We start from the raw sequence: 14,012 nt of genomic DNA on the forward strand, positions 1-14,012 counted from the left end.
CCTCCACCGCAGGACCAGCCGCCTCAGAATCACCCACCACAGAATCAGCCACAGGCGCCGCAGAGCCCGCGTCCGGATGCTCGGCCGGCCGCGGATGATCCTGCACGGTGGCGGCACGTCCACCGGCTGACTCCGGTGCTCAAGGGCGGCGCCGGGCTGATCGCTGCGCTGGGTGTCATCGTCGTGATCGTGTTCCAGAATCTCCAGGCCGTCCTGGAGGACCTGGTCGTCGAGGGCCTGGGCGGTGAGGGCCGCGACGCCGGGGGGTTCGGCGTGATCCGGCTGCTGCCGACCCTCATCCGGGAGCACCCGCTCATCACCGCTGCGGTGATCGGCGTGATCGTCCTCATCCTGGTCATCACCATGGTCCTCCTGTGGCTGAGCTGGCGGTACACACGGTTCCGCGTCGATGGAGCAGGCGTGTCCCTGCGCACCGGCGTCATCGCGAGGAAGGAGCGATCCGCCTCGCACGACCGCGTCCAGTCCGTCGACATCTCCCTGCCGTTCATCCCGCGTCTGCTGGGCCTCGCCTCGCTCGTCTTCGACGTCGCGGGCGGGTCGGATTCGGACATCACGATCTCCTATCTCAAGCGGGCCCAGGCGGAGGCGCTGCGGGACGAGATCCTCAGCTACCTGCGCTCCGGCCGGCAGGGGCGGACGACGCACGCTCCGGAAGCCCGCCCCGCCGCCGAGGCCACGGGCACCGGAGCGGCGACCGGCACCTCGGCGGCGGGCCGGGTTCCGACGCACGGGCCCGCAGGCCCGGAGTCCGTCCCGTCCCGGCAGATGCCCACGGCCAGTCCGGCCGCACCGACGGCGCCGCTCGGACAGCGGCTGCTGAGCAGGACGACCCAGCAGCTCCAGACGCACGCATCCGTCACGGTCGACGACCTGAGCAGCAGCCTCCGAGCGCTGCTTCGCCCGTATCGGCTGTCGCCGACGGCAGGTGCGGAGGGCCGCCTGCTGCGCGTGCCGCTCCACCGCCTGGTCTTCTCCGCACTGCTGTCGACGACGGTGCTGGTGACAGCGGTGTTCATGGTGGGGATGATCGTGGCGATCATCATCGTCGCTGTCCTGGCGACCCCGGCTGCACTGGTGACCACGGTGTTCGCGATGATCCCCGGCATCTTCGCGCTCATCGGCGTGCTGAGGTCGGAACTGGGCCTCGCGAACTTCACCGTGGCGATCACCGAGGACGGCCTGCGCGTCAGCCATGGACTGGCGTCGACGACGAACCGCATCATTCCGCTCGACCGCATCCAGGCCGTGAAGCTCCACCAGCCGCTGCTGTGGCGCGGACCGGGCTGGTGGCGCGCCGAGTTCACCATGGCCTCCGTGGGCAGCGACGACGACACCACCCAGAACGTGCTGCTGCCCGTCGGCACGCGCGACGACGTCATGCTCATGCTGGGCCTGTGCCTGCCCGACCCGCGTCCGCCGCAGGGGACGGATGCGCGCTCGCTCGTCCTCGCGGGGATGGCCGGTCCCATGACGCGCGACGCGGAGACCCTGGCCGCGGAGCACGTCTACCGGGGTCGCCCCCGCGCATCGGCATGGATGGATCCGGTCACGTGGAAGCGCAATGCGCATGCGCTGACTGGAACTCTCACCCTCATCCGGTCGGGTCGACTGTCCCGCACGCTCGAGTTCGTCCCACACGCCCGCGTGCAGTCGCTGCGGTTGAAGCAGGGCCCGCTGCAGAGGGCACTTCGGCTCTCCACGATCGCTCTCCACATCTCACCCGGTCCCATCGCACCGCACTTCGTGCACCTGCCGGCGGCTGAGGCGACACAGCTGTTCGATCACCACGCGACTGTCACCCGGATGGCCCGGGAGGAACTGGACGCGTACCAGGGTGGCCCCGCAGTGCCTCCGGTCCCACCTGCTCCAGCGGTTCCGTCGGCCCCACCGGTTTCGCATGCTCGGCTGGTCCCACAGGTTCCGCCGGTTCCGCCCGCGCCGCCGACTCAGCCTCCACCTGCGCAGTCTCCGCCTGCGCAGTCACCGCCCGCACCGTCCGAAAGGCCGCCCCATGAACATTGACGATCAGACCCGACTGGGCGTGGGCATCATCGGCGTCGGCAAGGTCGGAGCCGTCATGGGAGCCGCGCTGCGCGATGCGGGGCACGCGATAGTGGGCGTGACCGCCGGGTCCGAGGCGAGCCGCGACCGCGTCGACGCGATGCTCCCGGGCGTCCCGGTGCTCGACGTGGAGACCCTCGTCGAACGCGCGGAGCTCATCCTCTTCACGGTGCCGGACGACACGATCGAAGAGCTCGTCGCCGGGCTGGCGAAGCTCGGCCTCTTCAGCGGCGGGCAGATCGTGGTGCACTGTGCGGGCCGCCACGGCCTCGGTGTCCTCCAGCCGGCGACCGACGCGGGTGCGATCCCCATCGCACTGCACCCCTCACTCTCCTTCACCGGCACGAGCATGGACCTCCCGCGTCTCCGCCAGACCACCATCGGGGTGACAGCGCCCAAGCCGGTCCTGCCGATCGGCCAGGCACTCGTCGTCGAGATCGGCTCCGAGCCGATCGTGCTCGCGGAGGCGGACCGAGCGCTCTACCACTCCGCGATCGCCCACGCGTCGAACCACACCGTCGCGATCCTCGCGCAGGCGATGGAGGTCCTGTCCTCGCTGGGCGTGGAGGATCCTTCGCGCGTCCTCGCCTCGCTCGTCGATGCGAGCGTGTCGAATGTGCTGCGAGCGGGGCCGCGGGCGCTCACCGGTCCCGTGAGCCGCGGTGATGTGGCGACCGTCGGCGCCCATGTCGAGGCGCTGTCCGAGTTCGCCCTGACCCGGGGGACCGCCGAGGTCGTCGATGCCTACCGGGCGATGGCCCGCGCGACCACTGCGCGGGCTCTGGAGAACGGGAGCATCGACGAGCCCACTGCGGCGCGACTGCTCGACACCCTGAACGCACCGGACCCGCTGGACGCAGAGGACGACTGAGGGTGCGGACTGGCTGAGAACGCTGAACGGCTCGTTTTCCGCGCGGCAGGAGCCGCGCGGTAGCCTTGGGCCCATGCCGCAGACCCAGCCCCAGCCCCATGACCACGACGATCCGGAGCAGTTGCGCATCCGCAAGGAGAAGCGTGAGCAGATGCTCGGCGAGGGGCGCTCGCCGTATCCCGTCGCGGTGGACCGCACCCACACCCTCGCCCAGGTGCGCGCAGCCCACCCGGACCTCGAGGCCGGGCAGGAGACGGACGACATCGTCGGCGTCGCGGGTCGGGTCGTGTTCCAGCGGAACACCGGCAAGCTCTGCTTCGTGACTCTGCAGGCCGGTGACGGGACCCGCCTCCAGGGGATGCTGTCCCTCGCAGAGGTCGGCCAGGAGAACCTCGATCGGTGGAAGCGCGACGTCGACCTGGGAGACCACGTGCACCTGCACGGACGCGTCATCATGTCGAAGCGCGGCGAGCTGTCCATCATGGCCGACGACTGGGCGCTCGCCTCGAAGGCCCTGCGCCCGCTGCCCACGCTGCACACCGAGCTCACGGACGAGACCCGGATGCGGCAGCGCTACATCGACCTCATCACACGCGATCAGGCGCGCGAGAACGTGCGCGTGCGTGCGGACGTCATGAAGTCGCTGCGTCGGACGTTCGACGAGCGCGGCTACATGGAGATCGAGACGCCGATGCTCCAGACCATCCACGGCGGTGCCGCGGCCAGGCCCTTCAGCACTCACATCAATGCGTATGACATGGAGCTGTATCTGCGCATTGCCCCGGAGCTGTTCCTCAAGCGGGCACTCGTGGGCGGACTGGACAATGTCTTCGAAATCAATAAGAACTTCCGGAATGAAGGTGCTGATTCCACGCACTCGCCGGAATTCGCCATGCTCGAGGCATATGAGGCATACGGCGACTTCCGATCAATCGGGGAACTGACGAAGACCCTCGTGCAGAACGCAGCGCTTGATGCATATGGTTCTCATATAGTCACTCTCGCAGACGGCACGGAATACGATCTCGGCGGTGAATGGCGGACCATTCCGATGTATGAATCGCTCTCCGAGAAGCTCGGCGTCGATGTGACATCCGATACATCCGTGGATGAGCTGGAAGCACTTGCGCGCCAGCACGATATCGACCTTGCAGGTGTGTTCCGGCTGCACGGAAAGTACGTCGAGGAGATGTGGGAGCATTTCCACGCGGACGAACTCCACGAGCCCACATTCGTCACCGGTTTCCCCGTGGACACCTCGCCCCTGACGAAGAGCGACCGGCACAACCCCGGCGTCGTGGAGAAGTGGGACCTCTACGTGCGCGGGTTCGAGCTGGCGACCGGGTACTCCGAGCTCAACGACCCCGTCATCCAGCGGGAGCGCTTCGAGGCGCAGGCGCGCGATGCGGCTGCGGGCGACGCGGAGGCGATGCGCGTCGACGAGGATTTCCTCACCGCGATGGAATACGGAATGCCTCCGGCGGGCGGAATGGGAATGGGAATCGACCGCCTCCTCATGGCACTCACGGGTCTGGGTATCCGCGAGACGATTCTCTTTCCTCTCGTGAAGCCGCTGTCCGATTGATATGAATCACGTGCGTGCCGTTGTGAATGATCCGGCGAGGGTGCGCACTCCTCTGAAGAAAAGGTAGTGTGTTCATGGAGTACATCAAGGTCCTCCTTCCCTCGATCGGTGTCGGACTGCTGTTCTGGTACGTAATGCGAGGGATTCTCCGTTCGGATTCGATCGAGCGCGAGGAGATGGAGCGGTACTACCGACGAATGGACAGTGAAGATGCGGCGGAGGATCACGAATCCTCCACCGGTGTCACAGAGGAGAATCACCCGCATGGCACGCGAAATGAAGGTCGTCCTGACTGACGACATCGACGGGACTGAAGCGACGGAGACCGTCCGTTTCGGGCTCGACCAGGGAACCTACGAGATCGAGCTGTCCGATGAGAATGCGGAGAGGCTGCGTGCGGCCTTCGCCCCGTACATCGCGAAGGCCCGCCGGGTCGCCGCGACCCAGCGAGCGGCGCGTCCGCGTCGTTCCTCGGGCGGACAGGACAGCAACCTGAACGCGAAGATCCGCGAATGGGCGAAGAGCGAGGGCAAGCAGGTCTCCGAGCGCGGTCGCATCTCCCAGGCGATCATCGACGAGTACCACGCAGCGCACTGACCCCACGGAAGCGCCCCGACCACTGCTGCGAAACGCACTCTGGTCGGGGCGCTTCCGTCTGCCCGCACGCGGCGGCGGCGCGGCTCCGGACGCGCGCTGCGGATGCGCGCTGCGGATCGCTGTCCGCGATCAATCTTCGGCTGACGGCGAACACCGTTCGGCTCAGGGCGAACACCGCAATAGAACGACCCTCCGCGTGGTTAGAGTGCTAGGAATCAGACACGAGGAGGACCATCATGTTCGAACGGTTCACCGACCGGGCCAGGCGCGTCGTCGTGCTCGCGCAAGAAGAGGCGAAGCTCCTCAAGCACAACTACATCGGTACCGAGCACATCCTGCTCGGTCTCATCCACGAGGGTGAGGGCGTTGCCGCGAAGGCGCTCGAAGGGATGGGGATCTCCCTCGAGCAGGTCCGCGAGCAGGTCACGGAGATCATCGGCGAGGGCCAGCAGGCGCCCTCGGGGCACATCCCCTTCACCCCGCGCGCCAAGAAGGTCCTCGAGCTGAGCCTGCGCGAAGCGCTGCAGCTCGGCCACAGCTACATCGGCACGGAGCACATCCTGCTGGGCCTCATCCGTGAGGGCGAAGGCGTGGCCGCGCAGGTCCTCGTCAAGCTCGGAGCCGACCTGGCGCGCGTGCGCCAGGAGGTCATCAAGCTCCTCTCGGGCTACCAGGGCAAGGAACCTGCCTCGACCGGTGCGCGCGAAGAGGGGACCCCCTCCGGATCGCTCGTGCTGGACCAGTTCGGCACCAACCTCACCGCCGCCGCGCGGGAAGGCAAGCTCGACCCCGTCGTCGGGCGCGAGCTGCAGATGCAGCGCGTCATGCAGGTGCTGTCCCGCCGGACGAAGAACAACCCGGTGCTCATCGGCGAACCCGGCGTCGGCAAGACGAGCGTCGTCGAGGGGCTCGCGCAGTCCATCGTGAACGGCGAAGTGCCGGAGCCGCTCGAGGACAAGCAGCTCTACACGCTCGACCTCGGTTCGCTGGTCGCGGGCTCCCGCTACCGCGGTGACTTCGAGGAGCGGCTGAAGAAGGTCCTCAAGGAGATCCGCACGCGCGGGGACATCATCCTCTTCATCGATGAGATCCACACGCTGGTCGGTGCGGGTGCCGCAGAGGGCGCGATCGATGCTGCGAGCATCCTCAAGCCCATGCTCGCCCGCGGCGAGCTGCAGACGATCGGCGCGACGACGCTCGACGAGTACCGGAAGAACATCGAGAAGGATGCGGCACTCGAGCGCCGCTTCCAGCCGATCCAGGTGCCCGAGCCGACGCTCGCCGATTCGGTGCTCATCATGAAGGGCCTGCGCGACAAGTACGAGGCGCACCACAAGGTGACGATCACGGACGGCGCGCTGGCCGCATCGGTCAACCTCTCCGACCGCTACATCAACGACCGCTTCCTGCCGGACAAGGCGATCGACCTGATCGATGAGGCCGGTGCCAAACTGCGGATCTCGCGCATGTCGTCGCCTCCTGAGGTCAAGGAGATCGAGGAGCAGATCGTCGAGGCGCGCCGCCGCAAGGAGGCCGCGATCGACGCGCAGGACTTCAACCTCGCGCAGTCCGAGCGAGACGCGGAGATGGCGCTCACGAAGCAGAAGGAAGAGCGCGAGAAGACCTGGAAGGCCGGCGACAAGGGCGCGGCCGTCGTCGATGAGGAGCTCATCGCAGAGGTGCTGGCGCAGTCCACGGGCATCCCGGTCTTCAAGCTCACAGAGGAGGAGTCCTCGCGTCTGCTGCGGATGGAGGACGAGCTGCACAAGCGGGTCATCGGCCAGAACGAGGCCATCAAGTCCGTGTCGCGTGCGATCCGTCGTACGCGTGCGGGCCTCAAGGACCCCAAGCGTCCCTCCGGGTCGTTCATCTTCGCTGGCCCCACGGGCGTCGGCAAGACGGAGCTCGCGAAGGCACTGGCGGAGTTCCTGTTCGGTGACGAGGACTCCCTCATCACGCTGGACATGTCGGAGTACGCGGAGAAGCACACGGTGTCCCGCCTCTTCGGCTCTCCCCCCGGCTACGTGGGCTACGAAGAAGGCGGACAGCTGACTGAGAAGGTCCGCCGGAAGCCGTTCTCCGTCGTGCTGTTCGACGAGGTGGAGAAGGCCCACCAGGACATCTTCAACTCGCTGCTGCAGATCCTCGAGGACGGACGTCTGACGGATTCGCAGGGTCGTGAGGTGGACTTCAAGAACACCATCATCATCATGACCACGAACCTCGGGACGAAGGACATCGCGAAGACCCAGCAGATGGGCTTCCAGGTCGAGGGCGATCCGTCGATCGACTACACGCGGATGAAGCAGCGGGTGAACGAAGAGCTGAAGCAGCACTTCCGTCCGGAGTTCCTCAACCGCGTCGATGACACGATCGTCTTCCCGCAGCTGTCGCAGGCGGAGATCCTGACCATCGTCGATCTGTTCGTCGAGCGGCTCGACACGCGTCTGGCAGCCCAGGGCATGTCAGTCGACCTCACCGATGCGGCCAAGGAGCTGCTCTCCGAGCGCGGGTACGACCCGGTGCTGGGCGCGCGACCGCTGCGTCGCACGATCCAGCAGGAGATCGAGGACCAGCTCTCTGAGCGCATCCTGTTCGATGAGCTGCGCTCGGGCCAGCGCGTGTACGTCGATGTCGAGGGCACGGGCATCGATGCGATCTTCACCTTCAGGGGCGAAGAGGACTCGCGCGTCCTCGAGCGGGTCGGTGCGGTCTACGGCACCGACGAAGACGGCTCCGGGGCGATCCCGGAAGCCGGCGTGGCGAACAGCTCCGGACCCACCGGTGACGGCGGGGGAGCGGAAGCGGAGGCGCAGGCCACCGCAGAGGTTCCGCCGGAGCGCTGACGGAGTGCGCAGGCGCCTGCTCGGTGGAAGCGGCGGGTCGGACGAGGAGTCCGGCCCGCCGCTTCGTCGTGCCGGGGCGGATGGTTCGTCGCAGCACTCGTCCACGGTGTTGAATGGTGGGATGACGACTGCAGCAGAGCGCGCGAGCGACCAGTACCGTCCCTACCCCCTCGGCGATGGCCTGATCCTGCGGCGGGCGAGGGCGGCGGACGTCCCCGCCATCGTGGAGCTCGTCGCCCCGATGGTCGATGCGCGCATCCTCGTGCCCAAGGAGCGCGTCGACTACTTCGAGGGCATCCATGAGTTCTGGCTCGTGCTCGAGCTGCAGGACGACGGGAGCGAGGTCCTGGCGGGCTGTGCCGCCTGCCACCTCATCTGGTCGGACGTCGCCGAGGTCCGGACCATCGCGACCAGCCCCGCCTACCGCGGGCGCGGGATCGGGAGGACGCTCGTCGAGCAGGTGCTCGCGGACGCGCGCGTGCTGGGCGCGAAGCGGGTCTTCTGCCTCACGTTCGAGACCGACTTCTTCTCCTCGCTGGGCTTCGAGGTGATCGAGGGCACACCGGTGGCGCCCGAGGTCTACGTCGAGCTCCTCCACTCGCGGGACGAGGGCACCGCAGAGTTCCTGGACCTCGCGCGGGTCAAGCCGAACACGCTCGGGAACTCGAGGATGCTCCGCACGCTGTGAACTGGATGCCGTGAACCGGATGCTGTGGACCGCACGCTTCGCACGCGAGGCGCATCCGCGACTGCCTTCCAGCAAGAAAGTACTTGCCAGGCTGGAAAGTGCATGCTTCACTGGACACATCGACGTTCTGCAGGAACCGGTCGATCGATGAAGCCGCAGCCCTCCTCACGGGGCTCGGGACGACAGTGATGCGAAGGAGCAGTCCGATGGACACCCACAGCGACAGCCTGCCGACGGGGGACCGCGGCGGCGACCGGGGACCCACACCCGAGGAGGCGCGGCGGATGCTCGCCGACGCCGCTCGGATCGGTCACCGGACGCCCGACGCGGTGCCGCCCGTCCTCATCTCGTTCGCGATCCTCTGCGCGATCGGCACCATGGCGACCCTGGGCGTGCACCTCGCGGCGCGCGTGCTCCCCGACTCCTCGTTCGATGCGCCGCTCGCGGTCACCGTCATGGCAATGGCCTGGGTCTTCGTCGCGATCATCGTCCCGTTCCTCTTCCGCCGACCTCTGCGCCGGGGGCTGGCCGTGCGCTGGTACATCTACATGGGGTCCTGGGGCGTCCTCTGGGCGGCGTCCATGCTGCTGGGGGAGACGTTCGCAGCCCTGGTGCTCGCGCCGCTCTTCCTCGGGCTGTTCATGATCGCCGCGGCGACGGAGGCGAAGCGCGCGCGGACCGCACGGGCCGAGGAGGAGGCGGCGCAGAGCGCGGTCGTGGACGGGGACGCGCCGTGAGCGCACCCCAGCACCCCCGGTTCGCGCTCGACTCCTCCCTCGCCCACCCCGTCCGATTCTCGCTCGTCGCGGCACTCGCGACGGTGGAGAAGATGGCGTTCGGCGACCTCCGCGACGAGCTCCAGGTGAGCGACTCCGTGCTGTCGAAGCAGATCGCGGAACTGGAGAAGGCGGGATTCGTCAGGGCGGCGAAGTCGTTCGTCGGCAAGCGCCCCCGCACGACCCTCTCGCTGACCTCAGACGGGCTGGTCCGCTGGCGCGGGCACCTCGATGCCCTCCGACGGATCGCGGACCCGCAGGATTCCTGACAGGTGGAACCCGTGACGTGAACGGCCGCACGCAGCGCGCCCGCAGCCGATGAGGCCGCGGGTCGCGCTGGATGGGACGTCCGGCCGGGCGCGAACTCCCGTCAGGCCGCGAACTCCCGGCTGATCCGGTGGATGATCATGTCGAGCGCGACGAGGTTGTGCCCGCCGTCAGGGATGATCAGGTCAGCCTTCCGCTTCGACGGCTCGACGTAGAGCTCGTGCATCGGCTTCACCGTCTCGAGGTACTGGGCCTCGACGGACTCCAGGGAGCGTCCTCGTTCGACGACGTCGCGGCGGATCCGGCGCAGGATCCTCACATCCGCGTCCGTGTCCACGAAGAGGCGGATGTCCAGCAGGTCGCACAGCTTGGGCTCTGCGAAGAGGAGGATCCCCTCGACGATGAGGACCGGGGTCGGATCGACGGCGAGGGTGTCGACAGACCTGTTGTGGTCCGTGAAGTCGTAGAGCGGGCTCTCGATCGGCGCGCCGGCCTTGAGGGCGCGGATGTGCTCGTACATCAGATCGATGTCGAACGCCTCCGGTGCGTCGAAGTTCGTGGCCGCACGCTCGTCCCACGTCTTGCCGGTGTGCGCGCGGTAGTAGTTGTCCATGAAGAGGACCGTCGACTTGCTGCCGAAGCGATCCAGCAGCGACCGGGTCAGCGTCGTCTTGCCGCTCCCGGTGCCGCCGGCGACACCCACCGCGATAGCTCCCACGTCCGACCCTTCCGTCGCGCTGCCACTGTGCGACGCCCCGGGAGGGGCTCGCGTTGACTCAGCGCACCATCCTAGAGGAACCGGGAGCGTGCGGAGGCGGTCTCTGCGTGTCTCCTCAGTCGGTTGTGTCCCCGGCTGGTCAGGGCAGTCGGATCCCGGTTGAGCTGCGGGATGCGAGACCGTCCCGGACGAGGTCGTCGATGAGCCGGGCGGTCCTGGTCCCGTCGGCGTCGAGGTCGCGCACCGCGGCGATGGCCTTCCTGATGGGCTCGCTCAGGCGCGCGAGGGCCTCGGCGTCGTCAGCAGTGAGCTCAGCGGTCGGTGCCGTGAGCAGGTGCGTGCTGATGCTCACGGCCTGCTCCTCGTCGGACGTTGCCAGCTCGTCGTGCGCCGTGCGCAGCACCTTCATGATCGCGCCGCGCAGCTGCCGGTCGGTGCCCGCCCACGCCTGGGTGCGACGGACGACAGTCGGATCGGAGGGCTTCCCCGCGGCGACCCAGGCGCACGCATCCGCCAACGGGCACGAATCGCAGTCGGGATTCCGTGCAGTGCAGATGAGCGCGCCCAGCTCCATCGCTCCGGCGTTCCACTCCACGTGCTCGCGTGCGGGCACGAGCGCGCCGGCCCACCGCTTCTCCGCCGCGGTCAGTGAGGCGGGCCGGTGCTCCACGGCCGCGAAGACGCGTCCCAGCACCCGGCGGACATTCACGTCGAGGACGACTGCCCTGCGGCCGTAGGCGAAACTTGCGACGGCAGCGGCCGTGTAGGCGCCCACACCGGGAAGCGCCAGCAGTCGGTCCTCCTCGTGGGGGACCTGGTTGCCGTGCCGGTCCGCGATCGCGGCGGCCGTCTCCTGGAGCCTGAGCGCACGTCGCGGATAGCCCAGGGAATCCCACGCGATGAGCACGTCCGACGGGGGAGCGGCGGCGAGGTCTGCAGGGCTCGGCCACCGTCGCATCCACTCGCGCCACCGGGGGAGGACTCGGGCGACCGGCGTCTGCTGGCTCATCACCTCGCACACCAGGATCGACCACGCGGATGCGTCGGGTTCGCGCCACGGCAGCGGTCGGGCATTGCGGCTGAACCAGTCGATGACGAGCCGCTGGACGTCGGCGACGCGGGCCTGAGGCACCGGTGGGAGGCCCGGCGTCTGGGGTGCGCGTGTGACCTGTGTCGTCCGGCGGTGTGTCATCGGGTCCTTCCTGCGTGCTCGCCTTAGGCTCGAGGGGATGAGCAGCTCCGGTCGTGGTCCGCGTCAGGGTCGTCCCAGCCGTCCGTCCGGGAAGTCTACGGGTTCCCGCGGAGCGGCCCGTCCGCCTGCGCGGGGGCGCGGTGACAGGGGGCGCGGGGACACCCGCGGCCGGGCGCCAGGGCCGGACGATGCCCGGCGCCAGATGTTCCGGCGGCGCCGCATCATCGTGGCAGTCCTGGCGATCATCGTCGCCGCCGTACTCACCCTGGGTGTCGTGCTTGCAGTGCAGGCGATCCAGAGCGTCCGCGAGGGTGTGGGCAGCCCTCCGCCCGTCGCGGAATCACCGGAGCCGAGCGCACCCGGACCGGTGGGCGACGCCGGTTCCGGAGGCTGCCCGCCGGACACCACGCGCGTGGCCGCGTCGACGGATGAGGACGAGTACGAGGACGACGAGGAGCCCGTCCTCACGATCGAGGTGAAGAACACCCACTCCGCCGACTGCCTGATCGACGTGGGCACGGAGCGCCAGGAGTTCGTCATCGAGCACGAGGGCGACACCGTCTGGTCGTCGCGGTACTGCGAGAGCACCGATGAGGACGCCGAAGGCGGGTCGAACCCGTTGGTGTTCCCTGCGCAGTCGGGGAAGAAGACGTCTCTCGACTGGCCGCGAGTCCCCGTCGACGAGTCGTGCAGGCAGACCGCGGAAGCGTTCCCCGCGGGCCAGTACGAGCTCATCGTGAAGTTGGGTGACGAGGAGAGCGAGCCCGCCCCCTTCACGCTCAAGGGCGACCCCGCGGATGACGCGACGGATGACCCCGGCGACGATGCCGGTGCTGACGCCGGAGCAGGCGAGGCTGTGGGTGATGCCGCCGGTGAGGGCGACGGCGCCGGTGAGGGCGACGCTGCCGCGGGTGAGGATGCAGCCGAAGCCGAAGCCGAAGCCGAGGAAGAGGCAGCGAACTAGCCTCCGCGTCAAGCGTCTCTGGGAGGCAGAGTGGTCTCCGGCAGGGCAGTGGCGATGGCTTCTGCGAGGTTCTCGCATTCTGCGACGCGCATGCCGTCCGGCACGGGCACGTTGTCGAGCGATCCGCCTGCGACGATCGCATTCGTGATGCCCTGGCGAGCCGCTTCGGACAGCCGCTGACCCAGACCGGGCACCTGGCGGATCTCCCCGGACAGGCTGATCTCACCGATCGCGACGAGCCGGGAGTACAGGGCGTCGCCCGTGCGCGCTGAGGCGAGGGAGAGCGCCAGGGCCAGATCGCAGGCGGGCTCCGACACCCGCATGCCGCCGACCGTCGCAGAGAACACGTCCTTGTCCGCCGTCTTCGTGAGGCGGCCCAGCACCGCGAGGATCATGGCGATGCGGTTGGAATCGAGCCCGCTGACCGTCCGTCGGGGATGACTGTGCGCGTCGTCGATGAGCGACTGGACCTCGATGAGCATGGGACGCCGGCCCTCGAGCGCGACCGTGAGGCACGACCCCGGCGCCCGCGTCGCGGACCGGGTCAGGAACAGGCCCGACGGATCGGGGAGGCTCTCGATGCCCGACTCCGTCATATCGAAGCAGCCCACCTCGTCCGTCGGACCGTAGCGGTTCTTCACGGCGCGGAGCATCCGCAGGCGCGAGTGGCGCTCGCCCTCGAACGAGCAGACGACGTCGACGAGGTGCTCCAGCGTCCGCGGACCGGCCACGCTGCCGTCCTTCGTCACGTGACCGACCAGGACCGTGGGGATCGCATGGTCCTTCGCGGCGCGGATCACCGCCGCGGCGACCTCCCGCACCTGAGCCACCCCGCCCGGCGCGCCATCGACGTCCGCGGACGCCAGCGTCTGGACGGAGTCGATGATGATGAGGTCCGGCTGGAGCTGGTCGATGGTGCCGAGCACGATCCCCAGGTCCGTCTCCGCGGAGAGGTAGAGGGTCTCCGACAGGGCGTCGACGCGTTCGGCCCGGAGCCGGACCTGGGCGGCGGACTCCTCGCCCGTCACGTAGAGGACCCGAGTTCCCTGGCGAGCGGTCCACGACCCGACCTCCAGCAGCAGGGTCGACTTGCCGACGCCCGGTTCACCGGCGAGCAGCACGACCGCCCCCGGCACCAGGCCGCCGCCCAGCACACGGTCGAATTCGGGGATGTGGGTCGAACGGGCCTCCGCCAGCCTGCGATCGACCTCTGTGATGGGGGTGGCTCCGACGCTGTCCGGTGCCGGCTTCGCCTGCGTGCGCACAGTCCTGCGCGCGGGGACCGTCTCCTCGATCGTCCCCCACTCGCGGCACTGCGGGCACCGGCCCAGCCACTTCGCAGTCGTGTGACCGCACGCATTGCACAGGTACTGCATCGTCGACGCCATGGTCGAAGTCTTCCACGAGGCACGGACACGGTCCTACG

The 14,012-nt window shown here is 68.5% G+C and carries 13 protein-coding genes; 10 read left to right on the top strand and 3 right to left on the bottom strand.

Annotated elements, in window-relative coordinates; translation table 11 throughout:
* The first annotated feature begins 135 nt into the window (after positions 1-135).
* The 9 genes from FM105_RS09005 to FM105_RS09045 all read left to right on the top strand — a co-directional run bounded on the left by FM105_RS09005 (position 136) and on the right by FM105_RS09045 (position 9,714).
* A complete protein-coding gene (locus FM105_RS09005; protein WP_087007471.1) occupies positions 136-2,043 on the top strand; it encodes a PH domain-containing protein in 1,908 nt (635 codons plus the stop codon).
* Positions 2,033-2,953 carry a Rossmann-like and DUF2520 domain-containing protein gene (locus FM105_RS09010; RefSeq protein WP_087007473.1) on the top strand — a complete coding sequence of 307 codons (921 nt, stop codon included), beginning with the start codon at positions 2,033-2,035 and terminating at the stop codon, positions 2,951-2,953. Before FM105_RS09005 ends, FM105_RS09010 begins: the two co-directional genes overlap by 11 nt.
* Positions 2,954-3,026: 73 nt before the next feature.
* Positions 3,027-4,538 carry a lysine--tRNA ligase gene (gene lysS, locus FM105_RS09015; RefSeq protein ID WP_087007475.1) on the top strand — a complete coding sequence of 504 codons (1,512 nt, stop codon included), beginning with the start codon at positions 3,027-3,029 and terminating at the stop codon, positions 4,536-4,538.
* Positions 4,539-4,612: 74 nt separating this feature from the next.
* Positions 4,613-4,834, top strand: a complete 222-nt coding sequence (locus FM105_RS09020) for a hypothetical protein (RefSeq protein ID WP_087007477.1) — start codon at positions 4,613-4,615, stop codon at positions 4,832-4,834.
* The gene (locus FM105_RS09025; RefSeq protein ID WP_087007478.1) at positions 4,803-5,135 is read left to right on the top strand and encodes a histone-like nucleoid-structuring protein Lsr2; all 333 of its coding nucleotides are present in this window, start codon (positions 4,803-4,805) and stop codon (positions 5,133-5,135) included. Before FM105_RS09020 ends, FM105_RS09025 begins: the two co-directional genes overlap by 32 nt.
* Before the next feature lie 236 nt (positions 5,136-5,371).
* Positions 5,372-7,981, top strand: coding sequence for an ATP-dependent Clp protease ATP-binding subunit (locus FM105_RS09030; RefSeq protein ID WP_087007480.1), 2,610 nt, complete (start codon positions 5,372-5,374; stop codon positions 7,979-7,981).
* Between the two features lie 121 nt (positions 7,982-8,102).
* On the top strand, positions 8,103-8,669 hold the full coding sequence (locus tag FM105_RS09035; protein WP_087007482.1) for an amino-acid N-acetyltransferase: 567 nt from the start codon (positions 8,103-8,105) through the stop codon (positions 8,667-8,669).
* Positions 8,670-8,875: 206 nt separating this feature from the next.
* A complete protein-coding gene (locus tag FM105_RS09040) occupies positions 8,876-9,406 on the top strand; it encodes a hypothetical protein (protein WP_087007484.1) in 531 nt (176 codons plus the stop codon).
* On the top strand, positions 9,403-9,714 hold the full coding sequence (locus FM105_RS09045) for a winged helix-turn-helix domain-containing protein (RefSeq protein ID WP_087007486.1): 312 nt from the start codon (positions 9,403-9,405) through the stop codon (positions 9,712-9,714). The genes FM105_RS09040 and FM105_RS09045 overlap by 4 nt, the downstream gene beginning before the upstream one ends.
* A gap of 101 nt (positions 9,715-9,815) precedes the next feature.
* On the opposite strand, the gene udk is transcribed toward FM105_RS09045, so the two are convergent.
* Positions 9,816-10,430, bottom strand: a complete 615-nt coding sequence (gene udk, locus FM105_RS09050; RefSeq protein WP_087007487.1) for a uridine kinase — start codon at positions 10,428-10,430, stop codon at positions 9,816-9,818.
* Positions 10,431-10,569: 139 nt separating this feature from the next.
* Positions 10,570-11,622, bottom strand: coding sequence for an A/G-specific adenine glycosylase (locus FM105_RS09055; RefSeq protein WP_087007489.1), 1,053 nt, complete (start codon positions 11,620-11,622; stop codon positions 10,570-10,572).
* 202 nt (positions 11,623-11,824) lie between these two features.
* On the opposite strand from FM105_RS09055, the gene FM105_RS09060 reads away from it, so the two are divergent.
* Positions 11,825-12,586, top strand: a complete 762-nt coding sequence (locus FM105_RS09060; RefSeq protein ID WP_087007491.1) for a hypothetical protein — start codon at positions 11,825-11,827, stop codon at positions 12,584-12,586.
* A gap of 8 nt (positions 12,587-12,594) precedes the next feature.
* Here FM105_RS09060 and radA read toward each other — a convergent pair whose 3' ends face one another.
* Positions 12,595-13,974 carry a DNA repair protein RadA gene (gene radA, locus FM105_RS09065; RefSeq protein ID WP_087007493.1) on the bottom strand — a complete coding sequence of 460 codons (1,380 nt, stop codon included), beginning with the start codon at positions 13,972-13,974 and terminating at the stop codon, positions 12,595-12,597.
* Positions 13,975-14,012: the final 38 nt, after the last annotated feature.

Origin of the sequence: Brevibacterium yomogidense, assembly GCF_900163715.1 — a bacterium.
In the GTDB taxonomy this organism is placed as follows: Bacteria; Actinomycetota; Actinomycetes; order Actinomycetales; family Brevibacteriaceae; genus Brevibacterium; species Brevibacterium yomogidense_A.

What these genes read in the sequence shown, in the direction of transcription:
- FM105_RS09010 (WP_087007473.1), top strand. Translation starts at nt 2,033, where the DNA reads ATGAACATTGACGATCAGACCCGACTGGGCGTGGGCATCATCGGCGTC.
- lysS (WP_087007475.1), top strand. Translation starts at nt 3,027, where the DNA reads ATGCCGCAGACCCAGCCCCAGCCCCATGACCACGACGATCCGGAGCAG.
- FM105_RS09020 (WP_087007477.1), top strand. Translation starts at nt 4,613, where the DNA reads ATGGAGTACATCAAGGTCCTCCTTCCCTCGATCGGTGTCGGACTGCTG.
- FM105_RS09025 (WP_087007478.1), top strand. Translation starts at nt 4,803, where the DNA reads ATGGCACGCGAAATGAAGGTCGTCCTGACTGACGACATCGACGGGACT.
- FM105_RS09030 (WP_087007480.1), top strand. Translation starts at nt 5,372, where the DNA reads ATGTTCGAACGGTTCACCGACCGGGCCAGGCGCGTCGTCGTGCTCGCG.
- FM105_RS09035 (WP_087007482.1), top strand. Translation starts at nt 8,103, where the DNA reads ATGACGACTGCAGCAGAGCGCGCGAGCGACCAGTACCGTCCCTACCCC.
- FM105_RS09040 (WP_087007484.1), top strand. Translation starts at nt 8,876, where the DNA reads ATGGACACCCACAGCGACAGCCTGCCGACGGGGGACCGCGGCGGCGAC.
- FM105_RS09055 (WP_087007489.1), bottom strand. Translation starts at nt 11,622, where the DNA reads ATGACACACCGCCGGACGACACAGGTCACACGCGCACCCCAGACGCCG.
- FM105_RS09060 (WP_087007491.1), top strand. Translation starts at nt 11,825, where the DNA reads ATGTTCCGGCGGCGCCGCATCATCGTGGCAGTCCTGGCGATCATCGTC.
- radA (WP_087007493.1), bottom strand. Translation starts at nt 13,974, where the DNA reads ATGGCGTCGACGATGCAGTACCTGTGCAATGCGTGCGGTCACACGACT.